The sequence below is a fragment of the Pedobacter borealis DSM 19626 genome, from assembly GCF_000708285.2.
GTDB lineage: Bacteria > Bacteroidota > Bacteroidia > Sphingobacteriales > Sphingobacteriaceae > Pedobacter > Pedobacter borealis.
This window is the reverse complement of record NZ_JAUG01000049.1, coordinates 18466-35173: the sequence shown is the minus strand read 5'-3', so window position 1 is coordinate 35173 and position 16708 is coordinate 18466. Positions and strand designations below refer to the sequence as shown.

Sequence of the window (16708 nt, the reverse complement as noted above, 5' to 3'; positions counted from 1 at the left end):
CCCATGAAAAAACAAAAAATGCCGGCTGAAAATTTTTCTTTCGAAGCTAGTGGGTTGGCTTGATGAGTGCGGCCCGAAAAATTTGTTAGGCCGGATTTAAGTAGAACGAGGATATGGTGCTACGGCTTAGTTGGGCGGAAAAGCATAAAGCGAAAAATAGGTTAAGTTTTAACCTGATATTTTAATAAATAAAAAAATGTTCACAGGAATTATAGAAACACTTGGCGAAGTTACTGCCATTAAAAACGACCATACCAATATCCACTTTACCATAGCTTCTGCAATTAGCCATGAGCTGAAAATCGACCAAAGTGTAGCCCATAATGGGGTGTGCCTGACTGTGGTGGCCTTAAATGATGGAACCCATACCGTTACCGCTATAGATGAAACGCTGAACAAAACCAATCTCGATGGTTTAAAAGTAGGCAGTAAAGTTAACCTCGAGCGCTGCATGCAGATGAATGCCCGTTTAGATGGTCATATTGTGCAGGGCCATGTAGACCAGACTGCTGTTTGCGTGAAACGTGAAGCACTGGACGGTAGCTGGGAGTACCGCTTTAAGTACGATGCTTCAGCCGGAAATGTAACCGTAGAAAAAGGTTCTGCCTGTGTAAACGGCATCAGCTTAACTGTTGTAAATTCTGAGCCAGACGAGTTTTCGGTATTTATCATCCCTTATACTTTCGAACATACCAATTTACAGGAAGTTGAAGTTGGCGATACCGTAAATTTGGAATTCGATATTATTGGCAAATACGTTGCCCGGTTAATGAATCGATAAACCGTATTTGCCGCTCGCTTTTTGTTTTTAGGGTTTGATAAGTGGTGCTTTATTAAATTATTGTCGTTGTGCTAACGCTTAATTTTTCATAACAGTACAGGACGGTTGGTTAAATAATATTTCTGATTATCGTACAGTTAAGATTAAAAAAATAACGCTAACCAATATGAACAGGAATTCCCGTACCTCAGGCACAATAACTGCCCTTGCCTTATTGCTTTTATTTACAACGAATGTTTTAGCACAGAAAATCTCGGTAAAAGATTTAACCGTTGAGCATTTAGTAAATCCTTTTAGTATTGATAATCCAAAACCCAGATTTAGCTGGAAAATCATTTCGGATCTAAAAAATACCAAACAGCGCAACTACGAAATCAGACTAGGTACAACAGCAAATATTGATAAAGTTTTATGGAAAGCGGCGGTAAAAGATGATCAATCTGTATTGATTGCCTATAATGGCCCCGGGTTATCCTCAAAAACCAAATATTACTGGCAGGTTAGGGTAAAAGATAACCAGGGAAATACATCTAAGTGGTCGCCAGTTCAGTTTTTTCAAACAGGTTTAAAACCTGAAGACTGGAGTGCAAAATGGATTTCGGTAGTAGGAAAAGATACTTCCCTGGCCAGTCCACTATTCAGAAAAGAATTTAATCTGAAAAAAGAAGTAAAATCTGCAATGGCTTACATTACTGCCAAGGGCTTGTATGAGGCCAATATTAATGGCGGGCGAGTTAGCGATACTTATTTTGCGCCAGGGTGGACAAGTTATAAAGACCATATTCAATACCAGGTTTACGATGTTAAGCAGTCGCTAAAGAAAGGGGCCAATGTAATTGGCGTTTCACTAGGCGATGGCTGGTACAAAGGGCGCATCGGGTTTAATAATCAAAAACAATTTTATGGCGATACCAGGGCTTTATTGCTGCAAGTGGAAGTGGAATATACCGATGGAACCACAGAAACCATTATAAGCGATAACAGCTGGAAAACAGGTTATGGGCCAATACTTGCCTCCAATATTTATGACGGAGAAACCTACGATGCCCGTTTAGAGCTCCAAGGCTGGAATAATATTGGTTTTAAAGAAAACAATTCCTGGAAACCTGTGCAGGAGCTCGCCAAGGGCCCGGAAAAGCTGGTTGGGATGAGCGGACCGCAGGTGACCAAACATGAAACATTTAAAGCCTTAAAAATATTTAAAACCCCAAAAGGTGAAACCGTGGTTGATTTTGGGCAAAACTTAGTGGGCTGGGTAATGTTAAAAGCCAAAGGTGAAGCAGGTACCAAAATTACCATTAACCATGCTGAGGTATTAACCAAAGAAGGAAATTTTTATACCACTAACCTCCGGTCGGCCAAGCAACAGAACAATTATATTTTAAAAGGCGGAACCGAACAGGTATTTGAACCTCATTTTTCTTTTCAAGGGTTTAGGTACGTCAAAATAGATGGATACCCCGGCGAACTGAAACTGGAAAATCTTACCGCTGTAGCTGTTTATTCGGATATGAAAACCAGCGGAAAATTTACGACTTCAAATCCTTTGCTAAATCAATTGCAGCATAACATTTCATGGGGACAGAAAGGGAATTTTGTTGATGTGCCGACAGATTGTCCGCAAAGAGATGAACGTTTGGGCTGGACAGGCGATGCACAGGCATTTGCCACAACAGCAGCATATAACATGGATGTATCGGGCTTTTTTACCAAATGGCTAAAAGATGTCTCTGCAGATCAACTTCCTAACGGCAGCGTTCCTTTTGTAGTACCAAATGTGCTGAACCAAAATGACGCAGGTTCTGCAGGTTGGGCCGATGTTGCCACTATTATCCCTTGGGATATGTATGTTTCGTATGGAGATAAAGGCATATTGGAAGCGCAGTATGGCAGTATGAAAAAGTGGGTTGATTATATTTCTTCAGTGGCTAAAAATAACCTTTGGAACACCGGTTTTCACTTTGGCGATTGGTTGTTTTATCGTCCTAATGATGATAATGATGGCCGCGCAGCGGTGACGGACAAGTACATGATTGCCCAAACATTTTATGCGCATTCTACACAGTTGCTTATAAATGCAGCAAAGGTATTGGGCAAAACAGATGATGTAACCAAATATACTGCACTATTGGAGCAGATTAAAGCGGCTTATATCAAAGAAAATATGACGCCGAATGGAAAGCTGATCTCTAACACCCAAACTGCGTATGTATTGGCCTTACAGTTTGATATGTTGCCTGAAAACTTACGTGCACAGGCTGCACAAAGATTGGTAGACAATGTAAAAGATTACGGAAACCACCTGACTACAGGTTTTTTGGGCACGCCTTACCTTTGTCATGTATTGAGCCGCTTTGGGCACGAGGATGTAGCTTACGACCTGTTACTACAGGAGAGTTACCCTTCGTGGTTATATCCGGTTAAAATGGGAGCAACCACCATTTGGGAGCGTTGGGACGGTATTAAACAGGATGGATCTTTCCAAACGGCAGATATGAATTCTTTTAATCATTATGCTTATGGAGCCATTGGCGATTGGATGTATAAAAATATTGCTGGCATTAATCCGGTATCAGCACAACCAGGTTACAAAACCATTTTAATTGCACCAAGACCAGGAGGGAAATTAACCAGCGCGTCAGCAGAGCTGGAGACGGTGTACGGCACTGTTAAATCATCGTGGACGATTACAGATGGTATTTTTAAGCTCGATGTAACTATTCCTGCCAATGCAACCGCAACGGTAGTATTGCCGAAAACCGATAAAAAAGAAGAAATAGGCTCAGGTAGCTATCATTTTGAATATAAATATTAATCGCTTATAATTGCAGCTTGGTGTTAAAAGAGATTATATCACTATTATAAATTTTCAACGGGTCGTCATTCCCAACTTGATTGGGAATCTTAATGCAATTAGCTTTAAGATTCCCGCCTGCGCGGGAATGACGGTTTAGTCGAAATATGATAAAGTCTCTATCAGATGCAGTAAAAAAATAAATGTACAGTAAAGAAGAAGCAGCCCGCCTGCGCCAACAGTTTTGGATCAGTTTCGGGCAATATATGAAACCCGTCCCTTCAGCAAGCGGGTCTACCGTAAACTGGACAAATTACAAAACGGGAGTAAAGAATATCTTCTTTAAAATGGATGTTGATGGTAAAAAAGCCTTTATCAGCATTCAGCTGTCGCATCCCGATACCGATATCAGGCATCTTATCTTCGAACAGTTTGAAGAGTTTAAGCTCTTGTTTACTAATACCGTAAATGAAGAATGGGACTGGATTAAAGATGCAACCGAGGATTTCGGTAAAACAGTATCTCAGATTTCGATCAGCATTACCAGAGTGAGCATTTTTAATCAACAGCACTGGCCTACGTTAATCTCCTTTTTTAAACCCAGAATAATTGCCTTAGACGAATTTTGGGACAATGTAAAACCTGTTTTCGAGGATCTGGTTTAATCAGTAAGGTTTAGCTGTGCAATCCTATCCTTCGAAAATTTAATTTCTTCTTTGTCATCGGTTAAGCTGGGCTTGCTTTTTAAATAAAGGTTATAATATTTAAGCGCATTTTTTTCCTGCTTTAAACGGGTATCGTAAAATACGGCCAAACGATAATATAAAGTTGCTGTTGTTTTAAATTGCAAACCTTTTTTATAGGCTGCGCTTGCCAAAGCCAGTTGATTACTTTCTTCATAAACCAGTCCCAATAAAGAATAATAACTAGAGGTATTGGGCGAAATGGCCTCGTCGATGGTTTTTCTGGTGTAAATAGCCGCCTGCGGATAGTTTTTTAGCGCCCTATAGCTAAGAGAAGTATAATATAAGGTCGCCTCATTTTCCATTGCTGCTGCCTCTAATTGTTTAAAAAAGTCTATTGCTTTTTGATACTTCTTGGTATAATAATAGGCTTTGGCTACATCCTTAATTACTCCGGCATCGGAACCATCTTTCAATAATTTCTCTCCAGCGGTAATCACTTCAGCAAATTTTTTAAGCTGGTTGGCAACAGGAAGTTTCGCTCTTTGCAGTACTAAATTGTCACTATCTCCCTTTATAGCAATATCGAGTACCCTGTAAGCCTTTTCGTATTGTTGATAAGCAGCATGCTCCTCAGCAAGATCAACAGCAACATCGCTCTCTAGCGGATTGATCTGATTAGCCTTTAATAAGTATATAAGCTTTAACGAATCCTTTGGCGAATTGTACAAGTTGGCTAGCAGTTTATACACATTAAAATTATTGCTGTCTATTTTTACAATTTCACTGTAATACAGTTTGGCCTTTTCGGTATTACCTCTTTTTGTGTTAATACTGCCGAGGCTGAAAAGAATAGGCAGGTTCAGCGGTTGTAGTGTATAGGCCTTGCCGTAAAATTTTTCGGCTTCAACATTGTTGCCCGCCATTAAAAAACAATAACCAATCTGGCTGAGGGTTTTAAAATCATTCGCGTCTTCTCCATAAATACCTTTGAGGTATTGAGCGGCATCGGCATAACGCTGGGTCTGATAGAAATCGAAAAGTTTCTCCTTATCGACAGCGCTTGTATTTTGCGCATAACCAGCTAAACTTAAACCAACTAAGGCCAATAATATAAGGAGCTTTTTCATTTGTATAAAATTGTTTTTTTTAGTGGCAATGAAGCTATCATGATTTATCTGCTACATTTTTAACAATTTGAAAAATCATGATGGTTTCATGACAGATAATTTTAAACTAATTTATTAGTTGTTTTCGATATTTCCAAATCTGTTTTGTTAAAAGATTGGCGAAATAAAACAAAACCAGCGCTAAGGGGTTTATAAGGAATAGTTAACTAAAAATAAGAACCTATGAACACTTTAAAGAAGTTTGAATTAATGGAAAAGATTGTGCGTGAATTAGAAGACTTACAAAACTCTCAGCAGGCACTTATTCAGAAAATTGGTAAAATTGAAGTAGATAATATCGAATTAGGTGATAATCGCCTTGAAAAAGATTTACCTGATATTCATCAAAATTTAGCTGATAACTTAGATACTATTTCGGGAATTTTAGATTACTTTGCAGGTAAAACACAAAACTTTGGTGATAAAAACAATGTTGATGCTTTAAAAGAACAGGAAGCCATTAACAACGCCACCAGCTAAATTTAATCGCATATGAAATTTTTATCTTTAACCGTTGCCTTTTTGCTTGTTGGCTTATTCGCCAGCGCACAGGTATTGCCGTCTTTCCAGCTGGGCATTAAAGCTGGTGCAAATTTTTCGAAATTTGATAGTGAAAACACTTTTAACAGTAACAACCGCGCAGGTTTTTATGGTGGCCTTTGGGCCAGGGTAGGTGCTGCAGGCGTTTACTTCCAGCCAGAGCTTTATGTGTCGGGCAAAAAAGCAGATTTGGTAAGTGAGTCAACGGGAGAAGTAAATAAAGTGCGTTTTACAAGTTTAGATGTGCCATTATTGGTAGGTACTAAGTTTGGTGCTGCTGGTATTGGCCTCCGTTTAAACACCGGACCGATGTTTTCGTTAATATTAGATGAAAATCAGAGTTTTGGTCAGGCAGCAGGAAGCGTTTTCAAGGCCGACTTTAAAAATCAGGCTTTGGCCTGGCAGTTCGGAGCAGGTTTAGACCTTAAAAAATTAAGCTTCGATGCACGTTACGAACTTGGCTTATCAAAAATCAATAAAGCAGGTTATCCTGGTACTAAGTTAAACTTATTTACAGTTGGCTTAGGTTATAGGATTTTGTAACAGCTCCTTGCGAATCGTCACCCTGAATTTATTTCAGGGTCTTTTTTTAGTGTAATAGATGCTGAAACAAGTTCAGCATGACGATACTAGCTAAGGAACTTAAATAATAAGAAAGGGAGATAAAATTAATTTATCTCCCTTTCTTATTAATCCTCTTTTTCTGGTTCAATTTCTGTTAACTCATAAGCAAACGATCCGTTTTTTGGTACAATGGGTGTGGCCCGACCAACGCTTAACGCTTTAATAAAAGACGCACCAAAATAAAATATCAACGAAGAGTAGAATACGAAAAGCATAATTACGATAATCGATCCTGCTGATCCATAGATGTTGCTGATGTTACTCAATGGCAATAAAATCCTTAAAATATATTTTCCTGCTGTAAATAGGCATCCGGTTAACAGGCCTCCAGAAATTGCTGCCCGCCATGTAGGGCGACCATTGGTTAAATACCTGAAAAGTATGGTAAACCAGGTGGTTACGATAATTACAAAAACCAATTGGTTGATGATCGAAGTTAAGACCAATCCGAAAGAAGGAGAACCGTTTTTTAGATAGGCGCCAATATAAGCCTGCACACTATCGGCCAGCAAGCCTATAAAAAATAATATGCCGGCAAATAAGATAATCGTAACGGATATAGCCCTCGATTTAAGGGTATTAACAATCCCTTTTTTATCTTTCTGACCTATATTCCAAATCTGCTCTAAAGAGTTTTTAATCACATTGAATAGGGTGGTAGCTACAAAAAGGAAAAATATAAAACTGACCAAAGTAACATACCAGGCCTGATCGATACCCCGGATGTTTCTTAGTGTAGTCCTGATCTGTAAAATACTCTCATTGTCGAGAATACTGGCCAGGCGTTCGAAAAGGTGTGTAGCCAATAAGCGTCTATCGGTAAACATACCAAAAAGCCTGATGAGGATAATTAATATTGGGGGTAAGGCGAAATTGGTGAAAAAAGCAGTAGCGCCGGCCAGGCGTAAGGGATCATTCTGCTGAAATAAATTAAATGCTTTTCTTATGGTTGAGAAAAAAAACTTCAGATCTTCTGTTATCGATGGCATCACTCCTGCGTTAAACTCAAAAGGCCGAAAATAGTAAAAATACTTTATTCAGCCTTTTTTATACATGTAAAGATTCTAGTTTGTTTTGGTGAAAACCAGCAAGGTTTTATCGCCATCCAGCAGATGTAGCTTATTATCAGTTATTTTAGCACCATTAACCTGATTAAGGGCATGTAAGTAAGCGCGTTCGGCTGCATCAGTTTCCTGACAGAACATTTTTGTGCCAAAAACATTTTTAACGGTTATTTTATTATCTGCAATTTCTCCCTGGCCGCCATAATTGTTACAAAACGATTTTCCGCTGATTTTAAGGCTGTCGGCAAAGTTTAGCGTTGCTTTTGCTGTTGTGGGTAAAGTTAAACCTGGCAGCGCTGTTAACTCCCACTTGGTATTGGTAAAGCTCGCCGGATCTAATTTTTCTTTACAAGAACTCAATAATAAGAGCAGCATTCCACAAAAGATTAGGTGTTTCATAAGGTAAGGTTTAAATGATTTTCCTTTTAACATCAAAAACTAAACCATAAAAAGACAAAATTGCTTTTTGAAAGCGCTAAATTGGTTTTTCAATCTTCATCCAGTGATGTTTTATGTCATGGTAATCGAAAATAGAGATCCGTTTTAAACCCACTTTTTCCAGAACATGGATAGATCCCAGGTTATCGATATCTGCTATGCCAATAATTTCATGCAGATTTAGTTCATTAAAACCATAGTCTCGTGCCGCCATGGCAGTTTCTGTAGCATAACCCTTTCCCCAAAACCGTTTACTGAACCGATAGCCCAGATCGTAATAATTAATATGGTTATTGGTAGATTCTTTAATTAGTTTCAGGCCCGACCAACCTACAAACTTACCCGTTGCTTTTTCGATAACAGCCCATCTGCCAATACCGTTTTCGATATATTGTTTTCTGATAAATTCTATTTCTGCGATACTTTGTTCGATTGATTTTACAGGATTATTGCCCAGGTAAAGGTGCACTTCAGGATCACCATCCATTTCAAACATGCCCTGCGCATCTGTAGGTAGCAATTCGCGCAAAATTAAACGGTCGGTTTCGGTAAATATTTTCATTAACTTGGTTTTAAAAAACTGCCATCAATGATTAAAAGTTTCACGCTTTCCTGTGATACTGACCGGTGTGAACTTAAATCGTCAGAAACCACATAGGTCATCCCCGCGCTAAGCGCGAATGTTGCTCCATCCCCCATTTCACTTACAAAGCTACCTGCCAAACAATGTACAATATGGCCTTTCTGGCACCAATGATCGGCAAGGTAGCCCGCAGAGTAGGTTACAATCCTGATCCTTAAGCCATCCAGGTTTAAGGTTTGCCATGTTGCTGTGCCTGTTTCGCCAGGGTATTCTACTTTTTCTATCTGGCTCCAATCTATATTGGTAAAGGGAATGGTATACATGGTGGTTTAAAAGATTAATTGTTGAAATAGAGTGCTTGCCATAGGGATGATCCCTTGATCAAAAATAAGGAATTTAGTCTGAAGTAGAAACAAACATCCCAGAGGATGTGGTCTTTATGATTAACAGACAGTGGAATACATGCATAAAACAGAATCTGTTGCACTTTTTAAGCAGATGCGGTAATTTTCTGGTGACTTTGACAAAATAAGCGCAATAAAGATTATAAATTAGCAAAAAAATAAATAACCATACCTATGAAAATTACGCTTTATGCACTCTTACTTTCCGTTGTTTTATTTGGCTGCGGTAAATCTGAAAAAGCCTACAAGGCAAGACCGTTTGCTGTCAGTGACGATTTTAATGTTTTTCCGAAATCGAAGAAAAATGTACTTACTATCGTAAAAACAGATTCTGGTGCTGTGACAGCAGCCGATCGCTTTGCCATTCAATATAAAGATACCACTATTATTGTTGACGATGCCCCAAATGCCGCTGCGCAGAAATTTATTGTCGCATCATTCATCAACACACAAAAAACAGCTGTATTAGTACAGGTTGCTAATGAAACAGGTAAAATGGCCCCGTTTTATATCATTTCTGTTAATGATGGAAAAACCGAAGTAGTGACCTTGAATAAACCATCAAAAGGAGCTGAAGATAAAAAATATACAAACGGTTTAGAAGAATTAACGCGTAGTAATATTTTGGTGGATAACGATTTTTTTATCACGACTATAAATTCAAGGGTTTATCCTATTAAGAGACAAAATCCTGACGAACGTATCCAGGGGAAATTTTTTATGTATTCTAGCGATAAAACCACACTAGCCTTTTTAACCGCCAATTCTTTGTACCAGGTAAATACGGCAACAGGTGAAACTTTTAATTTGCCTTTGCCGGCAGCATTAATAAATGAATCTGAAACCCTTGTTGGGAATATTCAAAGAGATTATACCTGGGTAGCGAATGCAAATGGAACATCTTTCTTAAAGAAAAATGCTGATGATGACCGCATTGTAGATATAAAGGAATTTAAGCACTAAGATTTTCAAAGTTTTATTGGCTGGGATAATACTATGCCTTAACGCAATTAGAATTGTTGTCAATCTGAGCCTGTCGAAGACCTTTTATTGGTCGGAAATAAAAATATTTGTCCTTCGACAGGTTACCATTGACACATTCCAATAGAACGGTCGTCTTTCCCGCGCATGCGGGAATCTTAAAGCGCTTGCATTACGATTCCCAATCGAGTTGGGAATGACGACCCTTATAATCTAACATTCGCAAAAAAAAATCAATTATTTATATTGATTTTTTGGCAATATTTTTTTGTTTTCCCTAAATAAGTCCAATTTTAAACTAAACCACCATCGTTCTAAAAGTTAGGTTTACCCTTGACTTACTTACTTTTTTGGTTGGTGGAAGGCGGTGCAGCCAATTGGTTTGTGTTTCATCTTTCATCACCAATAAACTTCCATTTTCTAAAAATAAGGTTACCGTTTCTTTAGTTTTTTTGTGTTTGAAAAGAAATCTTCGCTCTGCACCGAAACTTAATGATGCAATGGCAGAATCCTTAGCTAAGGCCTTCTCGTCGTCGCTATGATAAGCCATTCCTTCATCACCGTTGTGGTATAAATTTAGTAAACAAGAGTTAAATGCTGTACCTGTTTGTTCCTCTGATATTTTTTTTAGCTCCAGTAACTCCTTTGTCCATGGTAAGGCCATTTTCGATTTATTGGAGTAGGTATAAGAATAGGCTTCATCTCCGTACCAGGCTACTTTTCTTTTGGTGATGATGTGTTTGCCCATAATAAAAGCTTCGTCATTCTTCCATTCAATAGTATTCATCAGCACATCGAAATAATGATCAGCTTCTGGTATCGGAAATAATTTTCCATAATAATTTACTGTTCCATCGTATGGGAGCAGATTTTGGTTAACATCTATTGTGGTGTTGAATAAATCCATTGTTTATATGCTGTGTTTAAGCAATGCCCGCAAGGGCGGTAGCCATGTTGAAGCGCTTCATCTACAGAACGGAAAAATACACGGTTTTCTTTCTTCATCCGCTTTCCCGATCTGCATTTAAGTAATCCGTAAATCTTCAACCTGGCATTTCCGCCAAGGCAAATATCTTTGTTTTTAAAATGTTTTTTGAGTTCTTCCGTTGAAATATCTGCATGTTTGATCATACAGGGTTAAACATTAGTTTTTGCGGCCTCCCAGCCAATCATGGCTGTTTTTCTGTTCACTCCCCAATGGTAACCGCCCAAAGCACCGCTTGATTGTATTACCCGGTGACAAGGAATGAGAAAGGCTACCGGATTATCTCCAATCGCCGTGCCCACCGCTCTGGATGCGCTAGGATTTTGTAATTGTTTGGCAATGTTACCATAAGTGGCCAATTTACCCATAGGGATTTTTAACAAAGCTTCCCAAACTTTTAACTGGAAATCAGTGCCTTTTAAATGCAGTTTAATCTGGTGCAATTTGCTCCAATCGTGACTGAAAATAAATAATGCATTCTGTTGTTCTTTATCCAGTATCTGCTGATATTGAGCTGCTGGGAATTGGCGTTGCAAATTTGCCAAAGCAATATTTTCGTCGTCATAAAAAGCGATATGGCAAATTCCTTTTGAGGTGCTGGCTACAATGATATTACCGAACGGACTTTCTGCAAAACTATAATTGATGTGAAGGTTTTCGCCACCGTTTTTATATTCTCCAGGTGTCATCCCTTCAATGTTTACAAAAAGATCGTGCAGCCTGCTGGTTCCCGATAAGCCGGTTTCTAATGCGGTATCGAATAAACTTTGGTTTTCTTTCAGCATTTCTTTGGCATAACCAATGCTAATGTATTGCAAAAAACGCTTAGGGGTAGTGCCGGCCCATTCGCTAAATAATCTTTGGAAATGAAAAGGGCTTAAATTTACTTTCTCTGCAATTTCTTCTAAACCAGGCTGTGTTTTAAAATTCGCCTTGATATAGCTTATGGCTTCGGCTATCCGGTTGAAATTGATTTCTTCTTGTGCTTTCATGGTCTTGAATAATTTATATCCAAAAGTAGTTTGGAAAGAAACGGTAAACTACCCGAAACTTGCTAAGTTTGACCGGGATTTTAAAATCCTGTTTGTTTAATTCCATTGCTAATTAATTTCTTCGCCCTTGCAAGATCGATATTTTCATTGAGGTCAATCTGGAGAAAATAAGGTGCTTGCCACTGTTGGGTTTTCTCAGCCTGTTTATTTGTTACTGTATCCCAGGGAGGATAAACCCTAATCCCTCTTTTACCTTCTATTCCATTTTTGGTAATAATTTTATGTTGTACCAATATGGCTTTTGGAAAAATGAACTGGCCACATAGGTCAACGCTATTGGCAGATATTATTAATAGGTCAAATTCATCCTGATCATTAAACGGAGTAGTAATCCCTGCTTCATTCCGCTTCCATATGGTTACAAATTGGCCAGTCTTGGTTGGGGTAATTTTAGAAAGGCGGTGCTTGATTTTTAGACCGTTTAATTCAAAAGTACAGGCTGCATATTCCCTACTTTCACCTTCTATTTGCAGGTTATTTATTTGATAATTAAGCGGGCTGTAAACTAAATTGAATGCGGTTCGTAATATAAACGGTATTCGATTAATTTGACTTTCTTTTGGAGGCATATTGGCTAATAAAACTGGAGATGAAAGAAATTGGACAAAAATGGGGCTTGTATTTAATTTACCACAACGGTTTTAGCTTGTTGGTCAACCAGGCCTTTATTGTTCTTCGATAATTGATTGTCCTTTTGATTTATCTCCCGATGTCCACTGCCAGGTTTCATGAAGTCTGATTTTGCCATTGGCTAATTGTTCTGGCTTTGAATGGCAGATTCCGGTCATGAGTTCCCCTTGATTATTTACCTGGTGATAGCGCATTTCGATGTTGCCGTTTTCATCAACTAAACCAATTAAATGGCCAAAAATAATTTTTCCGCCTGTATATTCAGCAGTAAGGATATTTCCTGTTTGTTTATACCTAAAAATGGTTTCGTTTGACGTTTCACCATTTTCTGTATTGCTTGTGGGTTTAAAAAGCTTGTTGTTATAGTTTATCATAAGCTGATAAATCTAACCATCTCCTCCTGAATAAAAAAATAATACGATTAGCCTTCTACAAATTTTAGGTGTTTAAATCCAGTGATAAGTTAATTGTATAATGGTTGTTAATTTCCCGATCACACAGATTAACGCTGAGTAAATTACAAATCAGCGCTTTCTGCGAAACTTGCGGGAGATTATATGCGTCTTTTTATGCTGGAAATAACACTAGCAGATCAAAGCGTTTTAAACTAGGCCAGCCAAAGCTTTTCTTCCCTTTTTACCAGCAGATACCTGTCATCACCTAAAATTAAATAACCGTATTCATAGCAGAAAATGTATGTGTTGCTGTTCAGGGTTTCATAACTATAGGTATGGTATTCAAAATTAAAGCCTGCCGAAATTAGCTTTTTACCGGTAACCTTGGTTTTACCATTTGGATTAAGAGCAGCAAGGATAGCACGATTCTTTCTTAGTATGCTATTTACCCTTTTAATCACGAGATTATCCTCAATCTTTAAACGATTGTTATAATTGTTACGACAAGAATCATCGCAGTATTTTTTATCGGCCCTTCCCCTAATCAGGGTTCCGCAGTCTAAACATAAACGTTCCATAATAATTTCTTTTTTTATTATGGGATGATGACCTAATTTATAAAAATAAAATGGTGGAATAAAAAAAATAAAACATCCTCCTTGAGGCTTTAAATGCATGTTTTCCGTGTATAAACGTTTATAAACGACTATAAATGTTTACGAACCGACTAATTTTTGATCATCTTGGCACTTTTGTCCTGTCGGTTATCGAGATGATGACTGTTCGTTAAACATTTAGAAACTTAAAATTTAAAGATCATGGAAAGTGCAATTAACAAAGTAGTATTGAGCGGATTTGCAGGAGCAGATGCAGAGATTAAAACTTTTGGAAATCAGAAATTGGCAAAGGTTAACCTGGCCATAAACGAAACCTATAGAAATTCTGGGGGTGAAGAAGTAAAAAGAGTGCAATGGTTCAATTTAACTTTCTGGAATGCAAAAGCCGAACTTGCCGAAACTCAGGTTAAAAAGGGTACAGGCTTAACTGTAGAAGGCAGGTTACAAACAAATATTTATGATGGTACAGATGGTAAAAAACGCTATGCAATAGAAATAGTAGTTAGTGATGTGATCATCAAGGAAAGAGAAAAACAAGAAGCCTTTTAGCTTATAGCATACTCGCATCATATAGATGTTCAATTTATATGATGCGATTTAAAGATTACAATTTAATAAAAAGGCCAGTATAAAAATTAATTCCTGGGGCTGGGTTAAAATACCTCCCATTTGCGGCGTTTAAATCATTACCTAAGCTGTAATCAACATTTAGTAGATTATTTAAGCCTGCAAATAAATCAAGACGGGCTCTGCTTAACCTTAGGTTTTTTATTCCTGCCTTTACTTCAAGCAGATGGTATCTTTTAGAGAAGGTGGTATTGGCATCATTTAGCGGAATGGCTGAGGTGTAGTTGTGTTGAGCAAAGAGGTAAAGTTCTTTCTTAAAGTTAAATTCGAGACTATTAACCCATATGTTTTTCGGGACTCCGGTAAGTTGGTTACCCGCATAATTGTTAGTGCCGCTTACAAAATCTTCAAATTTAAATCGGCTCCAGGTATAATTGCTTCTTAGTTGTAATCCTGTTAACCATGAAGTATTGTTTTTGATAATCCACAAGGCTGTTTCCAATTCAATACCTTCTTGTTTTGTTCCGCCTGCATTTATGAAATATTCAGCGTCATTTTGATTTAGCCTTCTTACAATTGCATTTTTTAACTCATAATGGAATACATTTCCGTTGGCGTAAAAGCGGTTATTCCCTGTTTTATACCTTAAGCCTAGTTCATAATTCCAGCCTGACTCTGCTTGCAGGTCATTATTGATGTTGTTGTCAGACGACCTCACTTCTGCAATAGTAGGCGTTGAATAACCTTTACTTACAGAAGCCCTGGCAGAGAAGTCGTTCGCGACTAAGTAAGATAAGGCAGCCTTCGGCATAAATTGGGTATTAAACTTACGCTCTTTTGTTGCAATGGTGACAGGGAAGTAACTTTCATAGTTGTAGCTAAAAAAGTTTAAACTCGATGCAATTTCGATCAGAAATTTGTTGTTGATGTCGAAGTTTAATCTGAAGTAAGCAAAATCCTGGCTGGCTTTTAAGCGGTCTGAAGCTTGCATTGAGCTAGCTTCCCCACTATTATTATTAAAGTTTTTAATCTGACTTTTGGTAGCAGAACTTTCTAATCCTATTTGAGCATTAAATTTAATGTCTTCTTTTGCCTGAGCGTATTCTAAAAATGTTCTTAGTCCAAGCGTACTTTCGTAGCGCTGTTCGTAATTAGTTATAAACGGGTTCTTGAAGTCGGTATACGAGGTAAACAAAGCAATAACATGCTTTAGGTATTTATTGATCTGGTACGAATTGGATATCCCCCCGAAAATGGTTTTATTGTAAATGGCAGCTTGCTGTGAAATGGCGCCAGGTAGTGTTGGTGTTGCCGGACGGGCCAGTTTAGGATTTTGATCTAATTGTGCAGCAGTTAATCCACCTGGTGTTTCGTAATTTAAATCGCTATAAAAAGCAAAAGCCTTTAAACTGCCAGCGTTGCTATAATTCCATTGCTGCAGCGTTTGAAAATATTTTCTACCCATTGCACTGTTTTGTCGATACCCATCGCTTCTCTGATATCCTTCGCTGAAGCTGAAACTATACTTTTTATATTGTTGTTTGATTGATGCCGTTTGATGCAAAAGACCATAAGAACCTCCAATTGCTGAAATATTAATTTCATTGTGGTTTATGGCGGAGGGATTAATCAAAATAGCACCACCTGTATTTGCACTAAAAATACTGGCTTCTGGTCCCTTATAAATCTCCATCATACCTACCGCAGAAACATCTAAGGCATTTAGGTAGGTATTTCCACCTGCATCAGTTAAGGGGAAATCATCAATGTAAATTTTAATATTTCGAATGCCAAAAGGAGATCGGAGTAAACTGCCACGGAGCGATAAGCGATAGCTACCTGGCGAACGTTCTTCCATTCTTACGCCAGGAACAGTATTTAAAGTGCTTACTAAGGAACTGCTCTGTTGATTTCCGATTAAATTGCTATCAATCAAAGTTACGGCTGATACCGATCTTAATAATGAATGCGAATTGTAATAACCCTTAACGGTAACTTCTTCGAGTTTTTTGGTCGAATCGGGTTTTATCGTTTGCGCTAAACTGGTAAAGGAAAGTAAAATTAAGAGTAAAGTAAGGTTCTGTTTCAATAGAATGATAATTGACGGTTTAACCAGAGATTGGCAGATAAATTTAGTGCATATTCTGCTAACTCTGTGGTTATTTTGTAAACTATTATTGATTTCGTCTCCTGTTTTTTACCTGTTAAAAGAGGCTAACAGCCAAAAGAACAACCTATGAACCTGAGTTCGATTATTAAATTGTAAAAATAACTATCAGACAAGGCTTATTTCTAATCTTATCGTCATGCTGAACTTGTTTCAGCATCTTTTTTTGGCAGGAAAGACCCTGAAATAAATTTACTGCGTAGCTTTCCGCTGCGCTACAGGTAAGGGTGACGA

19 protein-coding genes are annotated in these 16708 nt (G+C 38.0%); 7 read left to right on the top strand and 12 right to left on the bottom strand.

What is annotated here, in order from left to right; translation table 11 throughout:
• Window positions 1-196: 196 nt before the first annotated feature.
• From AW17_RS14140 to AW17_RS14130, 3 genes are all read left to right on the top strand, one after another.
• Window positions 197-781, top strand: coding sequence for a riboflavin synthase (locus AW17_RS14140; protein WP_029277465.1), 585 nt, complete (start codon window positions 197-199; stop codon window positions 779-781).
• A gap of 166 nt (window positions 782-947) precedes the next feature.
• Complete coding sequence (locus AW17_RS14135) at window positions 948-3596, top strand: glycoside hydrolase family 78 protein (RefSeq protein ID WP_036669941.1); 2649 nt, start codon at window positions 948-950, stop codon at window positions 3594-3596.
• 182 nt (window positions 3597-3778) lie between these two features.
• The gene (locus AW17_RS14130; protein WP_029277463.1) at window positions 3779-4240 is read left to right on the top strand and encodes a DUF4268 domain-containing protein; all 462 of its coding nucleotides are present in this window, start codon (window positions 3779-3781) and stop codon (window positions 4238-4240) included.
• Here the strand turns inward: AW17_RS14130 and AW17_RS14125 are convergent.
• Complete coding sequence (locus AW17_RS14125; RefSeq protein ID WP_029277459.1) at window positions 4237-5388, bottom strand: tetratricopeptide repeat protein; 1152 nt, start codon at window positions 5386-5388, stop codon at window positions 4237-4239. The two genes, AW17_RS14130 and AW17_RS14125, sit on opposite strands and share 4 nt — an antisense overlap.
• Window positions 5389-5610: 222 nt before the next feature.
• On the opposite strand from AW17_RS14125, the gene AW17_RS14120 reads away from it, so the two are divergent.
• Both AW17_RS14120 and AW17_RS14115 read left to right on the top strand, forming a co-directional pair.
• Complete coding sequence (locus tag AW17_RS14120) at window positions 5611-5907, top strand: hypothetical protein (RefSeq protein ID WP_029277458.1); 297 nt, start codon at window positions 5611-5613, stop codon at window positions 5905-5907.
• A 12-nt stretch (window positions 5908-5919) separates the two neighbouring features.
• On the top strand, window positions 5920-6510 hold the full coding sequence (locus AW17_RS14115) for a porin family protein (RefSeq protein WP_029277457.1): 591 nt from the start codon (window positions 5920-5922) through the stop codon (window positions 6508-6510).
• A 146-nt stretch (window positions 6511-6656) separates the two neighbouring features.
• Here AW17_RS14115 and AW17_RS14110 read toward each other — a convergent pair whose 3' ends face one another.
• From AW17_RS14110 to AW17_RS14095, 4 genes are all read right to left on the bottom strand, one after another.
• Complete coding sequence (locus AW17_RS14110) at window positions 6657-7580, bottom strand: YihY/virulence factor BrkB family protein (RefSeq protein WP_029277456.1); 924 nt, start codon at window positions 7578-7580, stop codon at window positions 6657-6659.
• A 75-nt stretch (window positions 7581-7655) separates the two neighbouring features.
• The gene (locus tag AW17_RS14105; RefSeq protein ID WP_167343679.1) at window positions 7656-8054 is read right to left on the bottom strand and encodes an META domain-containing protein; all 399 of its coding nucleotides are present in this window, start codon (window positions 8052-8054) and stop codon (window positions 7656-7658) included.
• A gap of 76 nt (window positions 8055-8130) precedes the next feature.
• Window positions 8131-8655: a GNAT family N-acetyltransferase gene (locus AW17_RS14100; protein ID WP_029277447.1), complete on the bottom strand. Its 525-nt coding sequence runs from the start codon at window positions 8653-8655 to the stop codon at window positions 8131-8133.
• Window positions 8655-8999, bottom strand: a complete 345-nt coding sequence (locus AW17_RS14095) for a DHCW motif cupin fold protein (protein ID WP_029277445.1) — start codon at window positions 8997-8999, stop codon at window positions 8655-8657. The genes AW17_RS14100 and AW17_RS14095 overlap by 1 nt, the downstream gene beginning before the upstream one ends.
• Window positions 9000-9254: 255 nt before the next feature.
• Between AW17_RS14095 and AW17_RS14090 the strand changes: the two genes are divergently transcribed.
• Complete coding sequence (locus AW17_RS14090) at window positions 9255-10043, top strand: hypothetical protein (RefSeq protein ID WP_029277444.1); 789 nt, start codon at window positions 9255-9257, stop codon at window positions 10041-10043.
• A gap of 316 nt (window positions 10044-10359) precedes the next feature.
• On the opposite strand, the gene AW17_RS14085 is transcribed toward AW17_RS14090, so the two are convergent.
• The 6 genes from AW17_RS14085 to AW17_RS14060 form a co-directional block, all read right to left on the bottom strand.
• Window positions 10360-10968, bottom strand: coding sequence for an alpha-ketoglutarate-dependent dioxygenase AlkB family protein (locus AW17_RS14085; protein ID WP_029277443.1), 609 nt, complete (start codon window positions 10966-10968; stop codon window positions 10360-10362).
• Window positions 10944-11192: an Ada metal-binding domain-containing protein gene (locus tag AW17_RS14080; protein ID WP_029277442.1), complete on the bottom strand. Its 249-nt coding sequence runs from the start codon at window positions 11190-11192 to the stop codon at window positions 10944-10946. Before AW17_RS14080 ends, AW17_RS14085 begins: the two co-directional genes overlap by 25 nt.
• Window positions 11193-11198: 6 nt before the next feature.
• Window positions 11199-12038, bottom strand: a complete 840-nt coding sequence (locus AW17_RS14075; protein WP_029277441.1) for a methylated-DNA--[protein]-cysteine S-methyltransferase — start codon at window positions 12036-12038, stop codon at window positions 11199-11201.
• An 80-nt stretch (window positions 12039-12118) separates the two neighbouring features.
• Entirely contained in the window at window positions 12119-12667 is a 549-nt protein-coding gene (locus AW17_RS14070; RefSeq protein WP_029277440.1) for a MepB family protein, read from the bottom strand.
• A gap of 96 nt (window positions 12668-12763) precedes the next feature.
• Window positions 12764-13102, bottom strand: a complete 339-nt coding sequence (locus AW17_RS14065) for an avidin-fold protein (RefSeq protein WP_029277439.1) — start codon at window positions 13100-13102, stop codon at window positions 12764-12766.
• A gap of 233 nt (window positions 13103-13335) precedes the next feature.
• Entirely contained in the window at window positions 13336-13701 is a 366-nt protein-coding gene (locus tag AW17_RS14060; RefSeq protein ID WP_029277437.1) for a hypothetical protein, read from the bottom strand.
• A gap of 240 nt (window positions 13702-13941) precedes the next feature.
• On the opposite strand from AW17_RS14060, the gene AW17_RS14055 reads away from it, so the two are divergent.
• Window positions 13942-14289, top strand: a complete 348-nt coding sequence (locus AW17_RS14055; protein ID WP_029277435.1) for a single-stranded DNA-binding protein — start codon at window positions 13942-13944, stop codon at window positions 14287-14289.
• A 55-nt stretch (window positions 14290-14344) separates the two neighbouring features.
• Here AW17_RS14055 and AW17_RS14050 read toward each other — a convergent pair whose 3' ends face one another.
• Window positions 14345-16396: a TonB-dependent receptor gene (locus AW17_RS14050; protein WP_029277433.1), complete on the bottom strand. Its 2052-nt coding sequence runs from the start codon at window positions 16394-16396 to the stop codon at window positions 14345-14347.
• Window positions 16397-16708: the final 312 nt, after the last annotated feature.

What these genes read in the sequence shown, in the direction of transcription:
- AW17_RS14140 (WP_029277465.1), top strand. Translation starts at nt 197, where the DNA reads ATGTTCACAGGAATTATAGAAACACTTGGCGAAGTTACTGCCATTAAA.
- AW17_RS14135 (WP_036669941.1), top strand. Translation starts at nt 948, where the DNA reads ATGAACAGGAATTCCCGTACCTCAGGCACAATAACTGCCCTTGCCTTA.
- AW17_RS14130 (WP_029277463.1), top strand. Translation starts at nt 3,779, where the DNA reads ATGTACAGTAAAGAAGAAGCAGCCCGCCTGCGCCAACAGTTTTGGATC.
- AW17_RS14125 (WP_029277459.1), bottom strand. Translation starts at nt 5,388, where the DNA reads ATGAAAAAGCTCCTTATATTATTGGCCTTAGTTGGTTTAAGTTTAGCT.
- AW17_RS14120 (WP_029277458.1), top strand. Translation starts at nt 5,611, where the DNA reads ATGAACACTTTAAAGAAGTTTGAATTAATGGAAAAGATTGTGCGTGAA.
- AW17_RS14115 (WP_029277457.1), top strand. Translation starts at nt 5,920, where the DNA reads ATGAAATTTTTATCTTTAACCGTTGCCTTTTTGCTTGTTGGCTTATTC.
- AW17_RS14110 (WP_029277456.1), bottom strand. Translation starts at nt 7,580, where the DNA reads ATGCCATCGATAACAGAAGATCTGAAGTTTTTTTTCTCAACCATAAGA.
- AW17_RS14105 (WP_167343679.1), bottom strand. Translation starts at nt 8,054, where the DNA reads ATGAAACACCTAATCTTTTGTGGAATGCTGCTCTTATTATTGAGTTCT.
- AW17_RS14100 (WP_029277447.1), bottom strand. Translation starts at nt 8,655, where the DNA reads ATGAAAATATTTACCGAAACCGACCGTTTAATTTTGCGCGAATTGCTA.
- AW17_RS14095 (WP_029277445.1), bottom strand. Translation starts at nt 8,999, where the DNA reads ATGTATACCATTCCCTTTACCAATATAGATTGGAGCCAGATAGAAAAA.
- AW17_RS14090 (WP_029277444.1), top strand. Translation starts at nt 9,255, where the DNA reads ATGAAAATTACGCTTTATGCACTCTTACTTTCCGTTGTTTTATTTGGC.
- AW17_RS14085 (WP_029277443.1), bottom strand. Translation starts at nt 10,968, where the DNA reads ATGGATTTATTCAACACCACAATAGATGTTAACCAAAATCTGCTCCCA.
- AW17_RS14080 (WP_029277442.1), bottom strand. Translation starts at nt 11,192, where the DNA reads ATGATCAAACATGCAGATATTTCAACGGAAGAACTCAAAAAACATTTT.
- AW17_RS14075 (WP_029277441.1), bottom strand. Translation starts at nt 12,038, where the DNA reads ATGAAAGCACAAGAAGAAATCAATTTCAACCGGATAGCCGAAGCCATA.
- AW17_RS14070 (WP_029277440.1), bottom strand. Translation starts at nt 12,667, where the DNA reads ATGCCTCCAAAAGAAAGTCAAATTAATCGAATACCGTTTATATTACGA.
- AW17_RS14065 (WP_029277439.1), bottom strand. Translation starts at nt 13,102, where the DNA reads ATGATAAACTATAACAACAAGCTTTTTAAACCCACAAGCAATACAGAA.
- AW17_RS14060 (WP_029277437.1), bottom strand. Translation starts at nt 13,701, where the DNA reads ATGGAACGTTTATGTTTAGACTGCGGAACCCTGATTAGGGGAAGGGCC.
- AW17_RS14055 (WP_029277435.1), top strand. Translation starts at nt 13,942, where the DNA reads ATGGAAAGTGCAATTAACAAAGTAGTATTGAGCGGATTTGCAGGAGCA.